This is a genomic window from Mesorhizobium sp. J8 (assembly GCF_016591715.1).
Taxonomy (GTDB): Bacteria; Pseudomonadota; Alphaproteobacteria; order Rhizobiales; family Rhizobiaceae; genus Mesorhizobium.
The window spans coordinates 2,043,995-2,061,950 of sequence record NZ_AP024109.1 but is presented as its reverse complement, the minus strand read 5'-3'; the positions used below and the strand labels follow the sequence as shown (position 1 = coordinate 2,061,950).

Genomic DNA, 17,956 nt, shown 5'->3' with positions numbered 1-17,956 from the left:
TGGCGGCCAGGGCATCATCCGAGGCCGCCATGCCTGATTTTTTAAATCGTGGTGCGAAGGACATTCCAGAGCCCAGTAAGGCTCAATAGTAGAACCGCTCTTCGGTGATCTTGCCGTTCTTGACCGTGTAGAGGCCGACCTCGTCCATCTTGACGCGCTCGCCGGTGGATTTGGGCGTCACGTCGAAGCTGAAGCGCAAGGCGAACTGGTCGCCATTGACGTAGGGCCCCTCGACCGAACCGCCATGAACCTCATGGTTGGCCTCCCACCACTCGCCCTTCTGCTTGACGGCTTCCTTGCCGTTGCACACGGCCATCGGGCCTTCCATGGCTTCGTAGCTGACGATGTCGTCGGCATTGTATTTCGCGGCGGCACCGTGGCTGTCGCCCTTCTTGAGGAGCTCGGTGAAATCCTTGGCAATTTCCGCAGTGTTCATGATTTCCTCCCAATTTGGACAAGACATCAAGTAGGGACTGATCGTTCGCCTGCCAGCGGTGCGGCGCTCCGCAGGTGACAATTCGTGTCAGGATGGCGCGGCCATCAGCGGCCAGCGGCTCAGATCCTTGTAGATTGTCAGGCCGCGCAGACTGTGAATGAGGACAAACTCCCTTGCTACAAAGCCGATTGGGTCGATCGGCTGCCTGGGGACGAATTTCTCGTCATAGGCAAGCGTCATGTGCGGAACGAAATGATCCGCCGGTTTGAGACCATTTGCCTTCATCGCAACGCCAATCAACCGGCTGAGTTCGCAGACCGGCCCATCGTCTGCCAAAAGCACGAACGGACGCGATGGCGGCCTGCCTTTTGCCGCCGCGCGCCCGGGAAAACTTACGGCATGGCTAAACGTGACTTCAAACGCCGGCATTTCAACCATTTGGCCGGCTCGCTTGGCCGCGAATTCGATTTTCGATCTAAGCCTTTTGTAGTCACCCACATGCTGTTGACTGACGTGAAATCGCTCTTTCAGCAGCAGCGTCCCGGTTATCCCATTGAGATCACATAGATGTCTCTGCAACGACCAAAACGCGGCACGATCCTTTGCCTGCAAAAACACCGCAAAGAACACCCGGTCCGGCCGCTTCGGCTGCAGTGGGGGAATCGGGATGCCGAAATCAAACTCTTGCTGCCGAGACATCCGTACTCGTTCGGCTGAGAACGCTCCTGTTAAGCCTTTAACGAGAACAAAACAGGAACATTGGCAAGAGTCAAGAGGGGACGATCTTTACGTCTATGAAGTCAATAACACCCGCGCTCGATTGCCAGGCGCCGCACCAGCGCCAGCACCGTGTCGATGGTCGGCGTCGGCTGGCCGGTCAGCCGGCCGAGTTCCTGCACGGCCGTGACCAGCGCGTCGATCTCCATCGGGCGGCCGCGCTCGAGATCCTGCAGCATTGAGGTCTTGTGCTCGCCGACATCGCCGGCGCCCTTGATGCGCCGGTCGACGGGAATGAGGAAGCGCACGCCGAGCTTCTCCCCGATCGCCTGCGCCTCCAGCATCATGGCGCGGGCGGCCGCGCGCGTGTCCTCGTCGGCGACGATTGCCGCAAGCGTGGCGCCTGTCAGCGCCGAGATCGGGTTGAAGGAGAGGTTGCCCCAGAGCTTCACCCAGATCTCCGAGCGGATGTCCTCGCGCACCGGCGCCTGCAGCCCGGCCTTGACCATTTCGCGCGCCAGCGCGGTCACTCGCTCGCTCTTTTCGCCCGAAGGCTCGCCCAGCGAAAAGCGCGTGCCCTCGACATGGCGGATCAGGCCTGGAGCATCGACCTCGACGGCCGGATAGACGACGGAGCCGATGACGCGCTCGGGCCCGATGCGCTGCCAGATCGCGCCGCCTGGATCGACCGCGTCGAGCCGCGTGCCCTCGAGCGCGCCGCCGGCCTTGTGGAAATACCACCAGGGAACGCCGTTCTGCATGGTGACGACGGCCGTCCCCTCGCCGAGCAGCGGTGCTATCTGGTCAAGCGCCGGCGCCAGCGAATGCGCCTTGAGCGCCAGCACCACATAATCCTGCGCGCCAAGGTCCTCCGCGCGGGAGGCAGCCCTCACCTGCGCCACCGTTTCCTTGCCGTCCTCGATCAGGCGCAGCCCGTCGGCCTTGATCGCCTCCAGATGCGCGCCGCGCGCCACGATCGAGAGATCGACATTGCCCGCGATCGCCAGCTTGGCGGCAAGGTAGCCGCCGATCGCGCCGGCGCCAAACACAGTGATGCGCATCAGCCGAGACCTAGCTTGGCCGCGAGTCCGATGCGCTGCAGCTTGCCCGTCGCCCCCTTTGGTATCTCGTCGAGGATGACCACCTTGCGCGGCACCTTGAAATCGGCGAGCCGGGTCGCGGCAAAGCCACGGATGTCGGCCTCGGTGGCGCTCTGGCCCTCGCGCAGCACGACGGCCGACGCTACCTCTTCGCCGAGCTTGTCATGCGGCATGGCGAAGGTGACGACCTGGGCCACCGCCGGATGGTCCATAAGCACGTCATCGACCTCGAGCGGCGAGATCTTTTCACCGCCGCGATTGATGATCTCCTTCAGCCGGCCGGTGACGCGCAGGTAGTTGTCCTCGTCGAGCACGCCCTGGTCGCCGGTGTGGAACCAGCCATGCGCGAAGGCGCTGGCATTGGCTTCCGGGTTCTTCTCGTAGCCCGCGGTGACGTTGGGGCCGCGAATGACGATCTCGCCGATCTCGCCAGCTTTGAGCAGCCGCCCGTCCGGCGCCATGACGGCGACTTCCGGGCCGGCCGACGCGCCGACGCTGCCGGGCTTGCGCAGTCCGGGCGGCAGGCGATTGGACGCCATCTGATGCGCCGCCTCGGTCATGCCATAGGCCTCGATGACCGGGCAGCCGAAGGTCTTCTCCAACTCGGCCATGACCTGCGCCGGCAATGACGCCGAGGAAGAGCGGATGAAGCGCAGCTTCGCCTCGGCGAGCTGCTCGGGATTGCGGGCGGCGCGCGGCAGGATCGCCTGATGCATGGTGGGCACGGCGGTGTACCAGCTGGGCTTCGCTTCGGACAGCCACGGGAAGAAACGCAGCGCGTTGAAGCCCGGCGTGCAGAAGACGCTGCCGCCGGCGCCGAGCGAGGACAGCACCGCCGCGATCAGGCCGTGGATATGGAAGAGCGGCATGATGTTGAGGCAGCGGTCGGCCGGCGTCAGGCCGAGCGTCGCGCCGATATGCGCGGCCGAAGCGGCGAGATTGGCGTGACTGAGCGGCACGAGTTTTGGACGCGACGTGGTGCCGGAGGTGTGGAGGAGAAGCGCGACATCGCCATCGGCGGCCAGACCTGATGCGACTGGTAGTCCGACGGGATCGCCCTCGATCGCGAAGACACCGGAGGGCGCGCCTTCCGGCACCACCAGCCGTAGCACCGGAATGCCGAGGCGCTCAGCGATTACGACCGAGGGACCTGCCTCGTCGTTGCGGACGAGGATCGCCTTGACGCCGATATCGCTCAGATAGAAATCGAGCTCGTCGGACCGGTACGCCGGATTGAGCGGCGCGGTGGACGCGGCCGCCGCCACCGCGATGAAGGCCGTGGCCATTTCCGGACCGTTCGGCAGCACGATGGCGACGCGATCGCCCCGGCCGATGCCAAGCGCGTTGAGCCGCGCCACGGTATCGCGGATCAGGCGGCGCAAGCCGCCATGCGAGAGGGCCGCCCGTTCGGGCGCGGCGATGGCCGGCGCGTCGTCGGCGCCGGGGGCAAGACGATGGGCGAGACCTGTGGCGTTTTCGCTGTTTGTCATGGTTCCAAACTATCTTTCGAACGATCGGCCGATGTCCAGCGCTGCTCAATAGCCGAGCGCCAGGCCGTCCTTGCGGGGATCGGACGCGCCGGTCAGCGTGCCCTTTTCCCAATCGATCAGCACCGCCTGCCCGCCGCCCAGCGGATGGTCAGGCTCAACGACGCGATGACCACGCCGGCACAGGCCTTCGACGGCGTCGGGATGCACGCTTCGCTCGGCCTCGACGACGTCGTGGTTATAGAAGACGCGGGCTGCATCGATCGCCTGTTGCGGGTCCATGCCGAAGTCGATCATGTTGGTCAAAAGATGCACGTGGCCGAAGGGCTGGTAGCCGCCGCCCATCACGCCGAAGGGCATCATCGCGCGGCCATCCTTCGTCATCATGCCCGGCATGATCGTGTGCATCGGCCGCTTGCCGGGCGCGATCGCATTCGGGTGCTTGGGATCGAGGCGGAAGCTGGAGCCACGGTTCTGCAGCACCACGCCGGTCTTCGGGCCGACGACGCCGCTGCCGAAGGAATAATAGGTCGAGTTGATGAAGCTCACCGCGTTGCGGTCGCGGTCCACCACGCTGATATAGACGGTGTCGCTGCCCGGAAGATCGAGACGCGGCAGATGGGTCATGGCGCGCTCGGGGTCGATAGCGGCGCGCAAGCTGTCGGCATAGGCGGCGGAGAGCAGCGCCTTGACCGGCACGTCGACATGATCCTGGTCGGCGAAGAACGCATCGCGATCCTGATAGGCGAGCCGGCCGGCTTCGATCTCAAGGTGCAGGCGCGCAGCGCCCTCGGGATCGAGCGTACCGAGGTCGAAGCCCGAAAGCAGGTTCAGCATCAGAAGCGCGGTCAGGCCCTGGTTGTTGGGCGGCATCTGGTGGATGCCGTAGCTGCGATAGGAGGTGCTGACCGGGGTCCGGTAATCGCCCTTCGTGGCGGCGAAATCATCGAGCGTATGCAGGCCGCCAAGCGCGCGGAGCCGACCGACGAGGTCCTCCGCGACCGCGCCTTCGTAGAAACCGGCGCGACCTTTTTTCGCGATGATGCGCAAGGTCTCCGCCAGCTCCGGCTGGCGGTGGACATCGCCAGCTTTCGGCGGCTTGCCGCCCGGCAGGAAGATGCGCGTTGCCACCTCGTCCGCCGACAGGTCGGTCTCGGGGTCCTGCCAGTCGAAGGCGACGCGGTCGTGCACGACATAGCCTTCTTCCGCGTATCGGATGGCCGGCGCGAGCGCATCAGCCAGGCCCTTGCGACCGTGATCCTCCAACAACCGGCACCAGGCGTCGACGGCGCCGGGGATGGTGACCGCGTGCGGGCCTTGCTTCGGGAGTTCATTGAAGCCCTTGTCCAGATACCAGTCGACCGTCGCCGCCCCAGGCGCGCGGCCCGAGCCGTTGAAGGCAATCACCTCGCCCTGCCCTTTCGGACAATAGAGCACAAAGCAGTCGCCGCCGATGCCGGTCGATTGCGGTTCGACCACGGCCTGCACCGCAGCCGCGCAGACCGCAGCGTCCATGGCATTGCCGCCGGAGCGCAACATGTCGATCGCGGCAAGCGTCGACAAAGGATGCGAGGTCGCGGCCATGGCCTCGGTGGCGCGGACCGGCGAGCGGCCTGGAAACTGGAAGTCACGCATGCTGGTTTTGGTATCCCTGAATTCAACGCCCGCGGCCGAAAAGCTGGGCGGCGGACAACAAGACGATCGATAGCACGATCAGGCAAGTCGAAATGGCGGCGATCGTCGGATCGATCTGGTCACGCAGCGCGTTGAACATGCGCCGCGTCAGCGTCGTGGTTTCGCCGCCCGAGATGAACAGCGACACCACCACCTCGTCGAAGGAGGTGATGAAGGCAAACAGCGCGCCAGAGACGATGGAGAATCTTATTTGCGGCATCGTCACCTGAACGAAGGCGGAGAAGCGGCCGGCGCCCAGGCTGCGCGCCACCATCTCCTGATTCATGTCATAGGAGCGTAGTCCCGAAAGCACGGTCAGCACGACCAGTGGCAATGCCTGCACGGTATGCGCGATGACGAGGCCGGTCAGCGTGTTGTTGAGGCCGACGCGGGCATAGAGGAAGAACGTGCCGATGCCGATCAGGATGACCGGGATGATCAACGACGCCGTAAGCAGCGCGTTGATCAAGCCGGTTAGCCTGAGCGTTCGGGCGTTGATGGCGTAGGCCGCCGCAGTGCCGAGCAGCGTTGCGACGATCGCCGTCATCACCGCCACCTTGATCGAGACGACGGTGGCGTCGCGCCATTCGAGCGAGCCGAAATAGCTTTCATACCAGCGCAGCGACCATTCCTGCGGCGGGAACTGCAAGAGCGATGAGCCGGAGAAGGACATGATGACGATGATCACCGACGGGGCGATCAGGAACAGCATGACGAGGCCGCCGAGCGCATAGAGCCAGAGGCGTTGCCGATGCGAGATGGGCAAGGCGTTTTCCATGCTCATCGTTCACTCCACACACCGGTGGCGCGGGCACCGAGCAGCCGGTGGAACAGGCCGAGCAGCGCCAGCGTGACGGCGAGCAGCACGACGCCGAGCGCCGCCCCCGCGCCCCAGTTGGAATAGAGGCTGGTGGTCTGCTCCATGCGCATCGCCCACATGATGACCTTGCCGCCGCCCATCAGCGCCGGAGTGACGAAGAAGCCGAGGCAGAGAACGAAGACGATGACCACGCCCGAGGCCAGGCCCGGCAGCGACAGCGGGAAGAAGATCTGGCGGAAAGTGGCGGCCGGACTGGCGCCGAGATTCATGCCGGCGCGCAGGCAGTCGACGTCGATCGTCTTCATCGAGGCGTAGAGCGGCAGCACCAGGAAGGGCAGCATGATGTGGGTCATGCCGATGACCACGCCGGCGAAATTGTTGGCGAGCGGCAGCGGCTGGGAAATGACGCCGAGATCCATCAGCCAGGTGTTCACCAGCCCTTTGCGCTGCAGGATTACCAGCCAAGCATAGGTGCGCACCAGCACCGAGGTCCAGAACGGCAGGATGACGAAGATCAGACAGATGGAGGCTGCGCGGCGCGGCAGCTGCGACAGCATATAGGCCAGCGGGTAGCCGAAGAGCACGCAGGCGCCGGTGACGGTGAAGGCCACCTTGAAGGTGGTGACGAAGGTCTTGATGTAGGAGGCCTGCTCGAAGAAGCGCGCATAGTTCGAAGCGCTGAGCTGGCCGTTCTCGTCGAACAGCGAGAGCCAGAACAGCCAGCCGATCGGGACGATGATGACGGCGAAGACCAGGAAGAGCCCGGGCGACAGAAGCGCGAGCAGGCCGCGCGCTTCCCGTCGCGCGTCTGCGCGCAAGGCATCGGCATTCAGCGCCCCACCGGGCTGGCCGACATGATCGAGACTGGCGGACACGACGCTCATTGATCGGGCACCAGAACGACGTCCTGCGCATCGATGCCGAGCGTGATCGGCTCGCCCGGCGACGGCAGTTTCGCCAGGACGTCTGGACGGCAATAGTCACGCAACGTCAGCTGCCGGCCGTCCTTGAGCCTCGCGTAGCAGAGGAAGCTGTCGCCCTGGTAGATGACGTCGCCGACTGTCGCCGGCAACACGTTGACGTCGCCTGCGGGTTCGCCGGCGATAGGGCGCAACTTTTCCGGCCGCACCACCATCAGGTGCCGGCCGGCGGTCGGCGCGGCCGCTGTCATGCGAAGCTTCCTGTCCTCGTACCAAACGCTGCCGTTGCGGCTCTCGACAGGAACGAAGTTGGACTCGCCGATGAATCCGGCGACGAACTTCGTCCTCGGCCTGGCATAGAGCGCCTCGGGCTGGTCGATCTGCTCGATGTGCCCGGCATTCATGACGGCGATGCGGTCCGACATGGTGATCGCCTCGCGCTGGTCGTGCGTGACGTAAACCGTCGTCATGCCGAGCCTTCGGTGCAAATTGCGTAATTCGATCTGCATGTGCTCGCGCAGGCTCTTGTCGAGCGCCGACAGCGGCTCGTCCATCAGGACGATGCGCGGCTCGAAGACGATGGCGCGGGCCAACGCCACGCGCTGGCGCTGGCCGCCGGAGAGCTGGTCGACGCGGCGCTCGCCGAGACCTTTCAGCTGCACGAGGTCCAGCGCCCGCTCGACGCGTTCTGCGGTTTCAGCCGCCGGCACGCGCCGCTGCTTCAACGGAAAGGCGATGTTGTGGAAGACGTTCATATGCGGGAACAGCGCATAGTTCTGGAACACCATGCCGATGTTTCGCTTGTGCGGCGGCATGGTGATGATCTCCTCGCCGCCGACCTTGATGGAGCCGGCATTGGCCCGCACGAAGCCGGCCAGGATCATCAACAGCGTCGTCTTCCCGGAGCCGGACGGCCCGAGCAGCGTCAGGAATTCGCCCGCCGCGACATCGAGGCTGAGATCGCTGAGGATGGAGACAGCACCGAAGCGCTTGTCGATGCCGCTGATGCCGATGGGAAGCGCGGACTGCGCGAGAGACAAGAGCATCTCCTTCAACTCCGGATCATGTTTCGCGAACGATGCGGAGCGGCGCCTCGCGGACGCCGCTCCGACGACGTTATTGCTGGATCAGGTTGTTGAATTTCTCGGTCGCCTCGACGAGGGTATCGCGCCAGAAGGCGGGATCCTGCAGCACCTGCTTCTTGACGTTCTCGGGTGCGGAATTGATGTCCTTGATCCGGTCCTGCGGGATCTTGCCGGTCTCGAACGCCTTCTCGTTGGCCGGGCCGTTGTCGACATAGAGCGGCAGGTTGGCCTGGAGATCGGGGCTGACGAACCTGGCCAGCGCCTTCATGGCGATGTCCTTGTTCTTCGAACCTTTCGGGATGACCATGCAGTCGGCGGTGAGCACACCCTGGTCGAAGGAGAAGCTGACGGGCGCACCCTCTTTCTTCAAGGTCCCGGCGCGGCCGTTCCAGATGCTCGCCATGTCCACCTCACCGTCCTTGACGAGCTGCATGGCCTGCGCGCCGGAGGTCCACCAGGCGTCGATATGGCCCTTGATTTTGTCGACGGATTGCAGCGCGCCGTCGATGTCGACCGGATAGACCTTGTCGATCGGAATGCCCTTGGCCAAAGCGGCGACGCTCAGCGTTTCGGTCGATTGGCTGCCGGAAAGCGCGCGGCGACCCGGGAATTTTTGCACATCCCAGAAGTCGGCCCAGGTCTTGGGGCCTTTGTCGCCAAACACGTCCGTGCGATAGATCAGCACGACGGAGGTGTAGGAGATGCCGACCCAGTCGTCATGCACGAGCTTGGGGTTGATGCCGCTCTTGTCGATGACGTTGTAGTCGAGCTTTTCGAACAGGCCCTCCTTGGAACCGCGCGCGCATTCGTCGGCGCCGAGCTCGGTGATGTCCCATTTGACGGCATTGCCGGTGACCTGCAGCCGCACGTCGTCGAGGCCATTGGTCGTGTCCTGCTTGATGGTGATGCCAAGTTCCTTGGCCGTCGGATCGAAGAAGGCCTTGGTCTGCGCCTCCTGATAGGTACCGCCCCATGAGGCGACCGTGATGGTGTCGGCGGCCGACGCCGGAACGGCGGCGGAAGCCAGCAGCCCGGCGATCGCCAGTCCGTGAATGCAAAGTCTCTTCGTCATTTTCGCTTCTCCAACCGGTGTTCCCGTTATCGTTGATTTGGTATGCGAATTTGTATACAATTTTGAGTGTAATTCGCCGGAAGCCGATGTCAACACGGGGTATCGGTTTTTTGGTGTGCAGAAGCAGGGCAGTTTCGGAGCGGCCGCGCCGAGACAGGATCTGTTCAAGCAGGCGCTAAAAGGCACTAGACTGCGATTCCATGACTGACCGTTGGAGGCGGGGCGTTTGAAGGAAAGAAAGAACACGCTGCGCGACTCGGTGTTCGAGAAGCTCAAGGCGTTGATCATCACCGGCCAGATCCCGCCGGGCGGCCGCGTCACGGAGAACGAGATCGCGGAACGCCTGAAGGTCAGCCGCACGCCAGTGCGCGAAGCCTTCAACCGGCTGGAGCGCGACGGGCTGGTGATCGGGCGGCCGCGCCAGGGCTACGTCGTGGCCGAATTCAACATCACCATGTTCCGCGAAGCCTTCGACATCCGCGAGCTGCTCGATGGCCGCGCGACGGAGCTCGCGGCGGCCAACGCGACGGCCGCCGACAAGGCGAGACTACGCGAGATGCTTGCCGAATGCGAAAGGCTGGCGGCGATTCCCGACCGCAGCACCAGGGAAAAATTCGAGGAGCTTCAGGTCGGCATCGATCTGCACCGGGTGATCGCCGAGATCGGCGGCAACGAGATGCTCTACGGCATGCTCTGCGGCATCCTCGACAAATGCCAGCAATATGTCTGGACGGAGCTTCTGTGGCTGGACGAATGGAAGCTCACCCGCGAGGAGCATGCCGGCATCGTCGACGCGATCTGCGCCGGCGACGTCGCTTTGGCCGGCGAGCGCGCCCGCGCCCATGTGCGCGGCTCGCGCGAGAACATCCTGCGCCTGCTGCAGGCCAAGTCCGACTATCAGGGTTTTTTCGCCAAGGCGTCGTGATGCGCCAGTCGCGTCAGCTTGAGAGCACAGGGCAATTGGCGCCGCGACGCAGGCTGATATGCGCCACGTCGCCGACGCTGAATTGCGAACCGTCGGCACGGCGCGGAGCGTCGATGACGATCGGGGTCCCCTGCCCGAGCTCGGCATGGAGGCGCAGCGTGCGGCCGTGGAAGACGACGCCGCTGACCCGCGCCGGCGCGCTTCCTTCCACGGCCTCGCTGGCAACCAGAAGATCTTCCGGGCGCACGCCGATGGTGCGCGTGTCGCCGGCGGCCGGGGTCTCGCCGCTGTCCGAGGTGGCTTCCAGCGGCAGTTCGCCCGCGGCGAAGCGCAGGCGCTCGCCGTCACGACCGACAAAGCGTGACTGCAAAAGGTTCATCGTGCCGATGAAGGAAGCCACGAAGCGCGTCGCGGGCCGGTCGTAGAGGGTGGCCGGCGGCGCGATCTGCTCGATGCGGCCCTTGTTCATGACGACGATCCGGTCGGAGATCGACAGCGCCTCCGTCTGGTCGTGCGTGACCATCACGAAAGTGGTGCCCAGCCGCGACTGCAGCCGCTTCAATTCGACCTGCATCTGCTCGCGCAGATGCGCATCAAGCGCCGACAACGGCTCGTCAAGCAGCAACACGCGCGGCTCGCAGACGATGGCACGAGCGAGCGCGACGCGCTGACGCTGGCCGCCGGACAATTCCGAGACCCGGGCATGCAGCTTGTCGGCGAGGCCCACCATGTCGAGCGCGTCGCGGACGCGTTTGGCCTGCTCGGTGCCGGACAGCTTGCGCAGCGACAGGCCGAAGCCGACATTCGCCGCGACATCCATATGCGGGAACAGCGCGTAGTCCTGGAAGACGGTGTTGACCGGCCGGTCGAAGGGCCTCAGTCCGGTGATGTCGCGGCCTTCCAGCAGGACGCTGCCGCCGGTCGGGCTCTCGAAGCCAGCGATGACGCGCAGGCTGGTCGTCTTGCCGCAACCGGACGGGCCGAGCAAGGTCAGGAATTCGCCCGCGGCAATATCGAGGTCGACAGCGTCGAGGCCGACAATGCCGCCCGGAAAAACCTTCGAGACTCTCTGCAGCCGAACCAACGGTTCTCGCAATTCCGGACGGAAAACCGCTTCACACTTTTCCTGGAATTGCTCTGAGGCGTCAGGCGCCATCGCGAACCTCGGACGGTTTTGTCGTGTTGACCCACACGATCTGGCAGCGCTCGGCGCCGGGATTGCGGAAGGCATGCAGCAGCGTGCTCTTGAAGGCAAAACTGTCGCCGGCTTTCAGCACATAGGTGGTGGCGTCGACCACCAGCTCGACCTCGCCCGTCATCACGAAGCCGAATTCATGGCCGGCATGGGCGTAGGCTTCGGCCGTGCCGCCGCCGGCCTCGACCGTGACCAGCATGCCGGTCAGCGTCGCCGCCGGAGGCGACAGCAGCGCCTTGGCGATGCCTTCGGATTTCACCGGAATGGAACGGCGCTTGTCGGCGCGCACGCAATAGAGATCGTTGACCGCCTCGTTGCCGTCGGCGATCAGCGCCGACGGCTCGATGTCGAGCGCGGCGGCCAGCGGCCAGATCACCTTGACGCGCAGCGATGACATGCCGCGCTCGATCTGGCTCAGCGCGCCGATGGAGATGCCGGCCTTGGCGGCAAGCTCGGCCAGCGACAGCTTGCGCTCGAGCCTCAGCGCCCGCACGCGCCGGCCGACGCGGATGTCGGCATCGTCCCTCGGCTTTGTCGCCGCTTCGTCGAAAGCATCCATGCAATGGTCCTCGCTCAGTCTCTTCACTGGTGCGGCGCAGCGCCGCCAAGCTCCCCCTTCTCCCCTTGTGGGAGAAGGTGGATCGGCGCGCAGCGCCGAGACGGATGAGGGGTGTTCCAGCGGAGTGAGACGTTGGCTTTCCCTGGAGCACCCCTCATCCGGCCGCTTCGCGGCCACCTTCTCCCACAAGGGGAGAAGGTAAGAGCGCTCAGCCGCCCGCCTTCACCTTCTCGAACATCTTCGCCACATCGTCATTCTGCTTCATCGGACCGGTGAAGATGGTGCTCTTCAGCATCACGTCCGGGTCCGCCGGCAGTTGCAGCTTGTCGAGTTCGTCCTTCGACACGCCGGCGAAAGCGGTCGAGAGCGAGCTGCCATAGCCGTAGGACTGGATCAGGAACTTGCCCGAGTCGGCGTCGAGCCGACTGTTGATGAAGTCATAGGCGAGATCGACGTTCTTGGCGTCCTTGAGCATGACGAAGCCGCAGGCCCAGGTGAGCATCCCTTCCTTCGGCTTCATGAACTCGACCGGCACGCCCTGCTTCTTGAGCGAGGTGGCGGACGCGTTCCACGTCATGGCGGCGACCAGCTGGCCGCTCGCCAGCGCCTGCTCGACCGAGGTCATGTCCGTGGTGTAGCTGGAGAGCAGCGGCCGCTGCTCGCGCAGTTTTTCGGCCACCTTGTCCATCTCAGCCGGCGTCATGTCGAAGGGGTTCACGCCGGCCAGAAGGGCGGCGACGATCGGCGTGTCGTGCACGGCGTCGATGGTCGCCATGCGGCCGGCATATTGCTTGTCCCACAGAAGGTTCCAGCTCGCCTCGGGGTTCTTCACCAAGTCTGTGCGGTAGAGGATCGAGGTGTTGCCCCAGTCCCACGGCACCATCCAGACCTTGCCGTCGCCGGCCTGCAGGTCGGGCAGGTTCTTGAACACCGGGAAGATCGAATCCCAATTCTTGATGCGCTTGGTGTCGATCGGCTGCAGCAGGCCTTCCTTGTTCCAGCGCGCCACCTTGTCGTAGCAGGGATGCGCGATGTCGGGCCGGAAGCCGGCCTTGACCTTGGTGAACGCATCATCGTCGTCGCCGAAGATCGTTGCCTCGACGCCGTCCGGATGCGCGGCAAGGAAGCTCTTGTTGAAGTCGGGCAGCTCATAGCCCGACCAGGTGAAATATTGCAGCTTGTCGGCGGCCAGGGCGACGGTCGACGACAGCGCCAAGGCAAACGCGGCAAGGCCTGCCCGGACTTTGTGTCCGGTGATCGATTTCAGGTGGAATGTCATTTTCGTTCTCCTCTTCTTTGTTGTCGTTCAGGCTGGATTGCGGCGCGCGGCGCCGAGGCCGCGATGGCGAAGGATTTCGGCCGAGCCGGCGATGACGAAGGAGACAGCGAGGATCACCGTTCCCAGCGCCATCACGGTCGGCAGCGAGCGCGGGAAGCGCAGCTGGCTCCAGATGTAGAGCGGCAGCGTCGGCTCGGTGCCGGCGAGGAAGAAGACGACGATGAACTCGTCGAAGGAAATCAGGAAAGAAAGCATGAAGGCCGAGAGCACCGCCGGCGCACTCAGCGGCAGCATCACGCGCCGGAACGTCGTCCAGTCGGAGGCGCCCAGGTCGAGCGCCGCCTCGCGAATGGTTTTCGGAATGACGGCGAAGCGGCTGCGCATCACCACCACCGTCGTCGGCAGCGCGACGAGGATATGACCAAGCACGATCGAAACGCGCGAAGGGCCGAGGCCGATGAGGTTGACCAGGATCAACAGCGAAATGCCGACGATGACGCCGGGGATCAGGATCGGCAGCCGGGCAATGGCGCTGATGGCGGCGGCAAGCGGCGAGCGGCCGTAGAGGTCCATATAGGAGACGGTGATGCCGCAGAGCGTCGCGCCGAAGGCGGCGATGACGCCGATGACAAGGCTGTTGGCCAGGGCGCCGGAGAGCGCCGGATTGCCGTAGAGCGTGCGATACCAGTCGAGCGTGAAGCCCTGCAGCGGAAAGGCCGCCTGGATGGAATTGTTGAAGGAAAAGAGCGGGATCAAAAGCACCGGCAGGTAGAGGAACACGAGATAGGCAAGCACATAGAGGCCGAGCCAGCGGCCGTCGCTGTTGGTGTCTGCCCGGGCGCTCATGTGCGGCTGCCGAATCTGCGGTCGGCACCGCGCGCGACGAGCACCACGCAGAGGATCACGAGCATGACACAAACGGACAGTGCGGCGCCGAACGGCCAGTCATTGGCCTTGCCGAACTGCGACTGGATCAGCGTGCCGATCATGGTGCTGGCCGGGCCGCCGACCATGGCCGGCGTGACATAATCACCGACCGTCGGCACGAAGACGACGAGCGCCGCGGCCAGCACGCCCGGCATTGAATTCGGCAGCACGACCCGGCGGAAGCTGGTGAAGGGCCGCGCGCCGAGATCGGAAGCCGCTTCGAGCAGCGATTTCGGGATCGTGTCCAGCGCCACATAGATCGGCAGGATGGCGAAGGGCGCGTAAGCGTGGGCGAGCGTGACGACGACCGCGGCCGGCGTGTTGAGGAAGGCGAGCGTCGGCTCCTTCCAGAGGCCGCTTTCGATGAAAGCGGAATTCAGCACGCCACTATAGGCAAGCACGATCTTCCAGGCGAAGACGCGCAGCAGATAGCTGGTCCAGAAGGGCAGCGTGACCAGGAAGAGCAAAAGGTTGCGGCGCCGCCCGGCATGAAAGGCAAGGTAATAGGCGACCGGATAGGCGGTGACGACGGTGGCGAGCGTCACGAGGCCGGCAATGACCAGGGAGCGCAGCGTCACCGTCCAGTAGAGCGGGTCGGTGGCGACGGTGATGAAATTCTCCGCCGTCAGGCCGACGCCGAGCAGCGAGCCGTCATTGCCCCTGAAAGCGAGGAACACCACCAGACCGAGCGCGAACAGGATCAGGAAGAAGGTGACCAGCCCGCCCGGCAGCAGCATGGCGAAGCGGAACACCGGCGAGATGCGGTTTTCCGGCAAGGACCGTGCTGCAACGATGGTCGACATCTGATTGCCTATCGGGCACTCCCCGTCGGAATTCTGAAATTGTCTAATGCTTTTTCATATTCATGAAGCTGTCAAGCTGAATCGCTTGTGCGCCGCACGCGTTGGCGTCAGCGCTCGAATGCGTCGAGCACGCGATACCAGGTGATCGCGGCGGCAACGCCGACCTGGCGGAAAGCGTGGAACGGGATCGGCTTGATCGGTGACAGCGGAAACGGCAGCTGCCCGGCATCGCCGCTCGCAAGGTAGCTCGCCATGCGCTTGCCCAGCGCGCTCATCAGGCCGACGCCCCTGCCCTGGCAGCCGACAACGGCAAGCAGGCCCTTTTCCGGCTCATGCAGGTGCGGCAGGTGATCCGGCGTCAGCGCCACGCGGCCGAACCAGCGCTTCTCGATGGCGATGCCGGCAAGCGCCGGATAGAGGCGGATGAGCGCGCGTTCGAGATGCGCCCAGTCGGCCGCGCTCGAGGGCAGCGCCATGCGACCGCGTCCGCCAAGCACCATCCGGCCGTCGGGGCTCTTTCGGTAGTAGACGAGGATGCGGCGGGAATCGGAGACGGCCTGGCCGCCCGGCAGGATGCTTGCGGCAAGCTCCGCCGGCAGCGGCGCGGTGGCGATCTGGAAGGAATGCAGCGGCACGATTGTTTGCGCGAGGTCCGGCAGCAGGCCATCCGTGTAGGCGTTGGTAGCAAGCAGGACCGACCTGGCGCGCAGTTCGGCGCCGCCATGTATCGAGATCCGCCAGACGCCGGCTTCCTTGCTGAGTTTCACCACTTTCCGCTGCTCGGCGATCTTGGCGCCGGCGGCCGAGGCGACACGGGCGAGCTCGAGCGTATAGGATAGCGGGTCGATAACGCCGGCGCGGCGGTCGAGCCAGCCGCCGAGATAACCCCTAGCGCCGGTCATCGCCGCGATCCCAGCCCGGTCGAGCAGCTTGACGTCGGCGCCGCGCGCCCGCCATTGGCGATCGCGGTTCGCCGCCGCCTTCAGCGCGGTCTCGGTGTGCGCCGCCTGGATCCACCCATTGCGCGTGAACGGCACGGCCAGCTTCTCGTCGCGGATCACATCGAACACGGCATCGGCCGTCGAGGCGGCGAACGCGACCAGGGCTTCGCCGCGTTCCTTGCCGAAGTGTTCGATCAGCCATTCCGGATCGTATTTGAGGCCGGGGATGACCTGGCCGCCGTTCAGGCCCGAAGCGCCCTGCCCGATCGCGCCGGCATCGAGAATCTGGACGGAAAGGCCCGCGCGCGCCGCGTGCAAAGCGGACGACAGGCCCATGATGCCGCCGCCGACGACGACGGCATCGAGCGTGCCGCCCGATGACAGTTCGGACCGAAACGCCGGCGCCGTTTGCGGTTTTTGCCAGATCGGATCGGAAAAGGCTGCGGCCAAGAGGTCACCCACGCGCTGAAGCTTCGTGAAAATCCTATTGTCGATTTCATGGATTTGAAAGAGCGCTTCGATGGGCCAGTTCGGCCGTGGCGGTGTGACAGCACACGGACGGCCATAAATCTTGCGGCTGGCGGGATAGACCTTTCCGCGAAATCCGGGGAAAGTGCCGCGCGACAATCGAGAGGAATGATGCCATGACCGATCCGACCCGCCTGCCCGCCGATGGAACTTTTGTCGGCCGCGCCAAGACCAGCGCCACTTCCCACCCGCTGGTGGTGACGGTGCGTGACGGTGAGGTCATCGACATCACCTCGCACGCGGCGCCCACGGTGCGCGACCTTTGCGAGTTGAAGGATCCGACCGGTTATGTGCGCTCGGCCAAGGGCAAGCCTATCGGTTCACTCGCCGACATTGCCGCGAACAGCTTCGAGGCCAAACGCGACGCCGCGAAACCCGTCCTGCTGTCGCCCGTCGACCTGCAGGCGGTGAAGGCCTCCGGCGTCACCTTTGTCGTCAGCCTGCTCGAGCGCGTCATCGAGGAGCAGGCGCGAGGCTCGGCGGAAAAGGCGGACGCCATCCGCGCCGACATCGCCGGGCTGATCGGCCACGATCTGTCGAAGCTCAAGCCCGGTTCGCCGGAAGCGATGGAGATCAAGGCCAAGCTGATTTCGCGCGGCGCCTGGTCGCAATATCTGGAAGTGGGCATCGGTCCGGACGCCGAGATCTTCACCAAATGCCAGCCGATGGCGTCCGTCGGCTTCGGCGCCGATGTCGGGCTGCATCCGGTCTCCACCTGGAACAATCCGGAGCCGGAGATCGCCATGATCGCCGACAGTTCGGGCCGCATCGTCGGGGCCACGCTCGGCAACGACGTCAACCTGCGCGACGTCGAGGGGCGCTCGGCGCTGCTGCTCGGCAAAGCCAAGGACAACAATGCCTCCGCCTCGCTCGGACCGTTCATCCGGCTGTTCGACGAGACCTTTTCCATCGCCGACGTGAAGCGCGCCACCGTACGACTGAGCGTCGAGGGCGAGGACGGCTTCTCGCTGGAGGGCTCAAGCTCGATGGCGGAAATCAGCCGCTCGCCGGAGGAATTGGTCGAGGCGGCAATAGGGCCGCATCACCAGTATCCCGACGGGCTGGCGCTCTATCTCGGCACCATGTTCGTGCCGTCGAAGGATCGCGGCGAGAAGGGCAAGGGCTTTACCCACAGGATAGGCGACATCGTCACCATCTCGTCGGAAAAGCTCGGCGCGCTCACCAACCGGGTGCGCTTGTCGCCCGACTGTCCGCACTGGACGTACGGCGCCAGCCATCTGATGCGCGACCTGGCGAAGGCCGATCTTATCTAGCGTTGCACCACAAGCGATGCCGTCAAAAGCCCGTCACGCAACATGATGGGCGACGGCACCGCTCGCCCCCGAAAATATCATTGCGACTGATGCAATCTGATGGGATTGCTGATGGCGCGCGCGCCTCACCCAACATCCATTGGCGATGGAGGCTTGCCAGCGCCGGAAAAAGAGAATGCTCTAGACATTCCGGTCGGCGCCGGCAGGAGACGCG

Annotated in this window: 17 protein-coding genes; 2 read left to right on the top strand and 15 right to left on the bottom strand. The window is 64.7% G+C overall.

The window, feature by feature from the left end; genetic code table 11:
- Positions 1–82: 82 nt before the first annotated feature.
- The 9 genes from MJ8_RS09405 to MJ8_RS09365 all read right to left on the bottom strand — a co-directional run bounded on the left by MJ8_RS09405 (position 83) and on the right by MJ8_RS09365 (position 9,311).
- A complete protein-coding gene (locus MJ8_RS09405) occupies positions 83–436 on the bottom strand; it encodes a nuclear transport factor 2 family protein (protein ID WP_201414125.1) in 354 nt (117 codons plus the stop codon).
- A gap of 87 nt (positions 437–523) precedes the next feature.
- Positions 524–1,135, bottom strand: coding sequence for a 2'-5' RNA ligase family protein (locus MJ8_RS09400; protein WP_201414124.1), 612 nt, complete (start codon positions 1,133–1,135; stop codon positions 524–526).
- A gap of 101 nt (positions 1,136–1,236) precedes the next feature.
- The gene (locus MJ8_RS09395) at positions 1,237–2,214 is read right to left on the bottom strand and encodes a 2-dehydropantoate 2-reductase (RefSeq protein ID WP_201414123.1); all 978 of its coding nucleotides are present in this window, start codon (positions 2,212–2,214) and stop codon (positions 1,237–1,239) included.
- Entirely contained in the window at positions 2,214–3,743 is a 1,530-nt protein-coding gene (locus MJ8_RS09390; RefSeq protein WP_201414122.1) for an acyl--CoA ligase, read from the bottom strand. Before MJ8_RS09390 ends, MJ8_RS09395 begins: the two co-directional genes overlap by 1 nt.
- 45 nt (positions 3,744–3,788) lie before the next feature.
- Positions 3,789–5,375: a gamma-glutamyltransferase gene (ggt, locus tag MJ8_RS09385; protein WP_201414121.1), complete on the bottom strand. Its 1,587-nt coding sequence runs from the start codon at positions 5,373–5,375 to the stop codon at positions 3,789–3,791.
- Between the two features lie 22 nt (positions 5,376–5,397).
- Positions 5,398–6,198, bottom strand: a complete 801-nt coding sequence (locus MJ8_RS09380) for an ABC transporter permease (RefSeq protein WP_201414120.1) — start codon at positions 6,196–6,198, stop codon at positions 5,398–5,400.
- Entirely contained in the window at positions 6,195–7,118 is a 924-nt protein-coding gene (locus MJ8_RS09375) for an ABC transporter permease (protein ID WP_201414119.1), read from the bottom strand. The genes MJ8_RS09380 and MJ8_RS09375 overlap by 4 nt, the downstream gene beginning before the upstream one ends.
- A complete protein-coding gene (locus tag MJ8_RS09370; RefSeq protein ID WP_201414118.1) occupies positions 7,115–8,194 on the bottom strand; it encodes an ABC transporter ATP-binding protein in 1,080 nt (359 codons plus the stop codon). The genes MJ8_RS09375 and MJ8_RS09370 overlap by 4 nt, the downstream gene beginning before the upstream one ends.
- A 76-nt stretch (positions 8,195–8,270) precedes the next feature.
- On the bottom strand, positions 8,271–9,311 hold the full coding sequence (locus tag MJ8_RS09365; protein WP_201414117.1) for an ABC transporter substrate-binding protein: 1,041 nt from the start codon (positions 9,309–9,311) through the stop codon (positions 8,271–8,273).
- A gap of 226 nt (positions 9,312–9,537) precedes the next feature.
- Between MJ8_RS09365 and MJ8_RS09360 the strand changes: the two genes are divergently transcribed.
- On the top strand, positions 9,538–10,236 hold the full coding sequence (locus MJ8_RS09360) for a GntR family transcriptional regulator (RefSeq protein ID WP_201414116.1): 699 nt from the start codon (positions 9,538–9,540) through the stop codon (positions 10,234–10,236).
- Between the two features lie 13 nt (positions 10,237–10,249).
- On the opposite strand, the gene MJ8_RS09355 is transcribed toward MJ8_RS09360, so the two are convergent.
- The 6 genes from MJ8_RS09355 to MJ8_RS09330 form a co-directional block, all read right to left on the bottom strand.
- The gene (locus MJ8_RS09355; protein ID WP_225248207.1) at positions 10,250–11,320 is read right to left on the bottom strand and encodes an ABC transporter ATP-binding protein; all 1,071 of its coding nucleotides are present in this window, start codon (positions 11,318–11,320) and stop codon (positions 10,250–10,252) included.
- 61 nt (positions 11,321–11,381) lie between these two features.
- Positions 11,382–11,990: a cupin domain-containing protein gene (locus MJ8_RS09350; RefSeq protein WP_201414114.1), complete on the bottom strand. Its 609-nt coding sequence runs from the start codon at positions 11,988–11,990 to the stop codon at positions 11,382–11,384.
- Between the two features lie 208 nt (positions 11,991–12,198).
- Entirely contained in the window at positions 12,199–13,269 is a 1,071-nt protein-coding gene (locus tag MJ8_RS09345) for an ABC transporter substrate-binding protein (protein WP_201414113.1), read from the bottom strand.
- A 27-nt stretch (positions 13,270–13,296) separates the two neighbouring features.
- Positions 13,297–14,115, bottom strand: a complete 819-nt coding sequence (locus MJ8_RS09340) for an ABC transporter permease (protein WP_201414112.1) — start codon at positions 14,113–14,115, stop codon at positions 13,297–13,299.
- The gene (locus tag MJ8_RS09335; protein ID WP_201414111.1) at positions 14,112–14,999 is read right to left on the bottom strand and encodes an ABC transporter permease; all 888 of its coding nucleotides are present in this window, start codon (positions 14,997–14,999) and stop codon (positions 14,112–14,114) included. Before MJ8_RS09335 ends, MJ8_RS09340 begins: the two co-directional genes overlap by 4 nt.
- Before the next feature lie 107 nt (positions 15,000–15,106).
- On the bottom strand, positions 15,107–16,390 hold the full coding sequence (locus MJ8_RS09330) for an NAD(P)/FAD-dependent oxidoreductase (protein ID WP_201415371.1): 1,284 nt from the start codon (positions 16,388–16,390) through the stop codon (positions 15,107–15,109).
- 194 nt (positions 16,391–16,584) lie between these two features.
- Here MJ8_RS09330 and MJ8_RS09325 point away from each other — a divergent pair, with 194 nt between their 5' ends.
- Complete coding sequence (locus tag MJ8_RS09325; RefSeq protein WP_201414110.1) at positions 16,585–17,742, top strand: fumarylacetoacetate hydrolase family protein; 1,158 nt, start codon at positions 16,585–16,587, stop codon at positions 17,740–17,742.
- Positions 17,743–17,956: the final 214 nt, after the last annotated feature.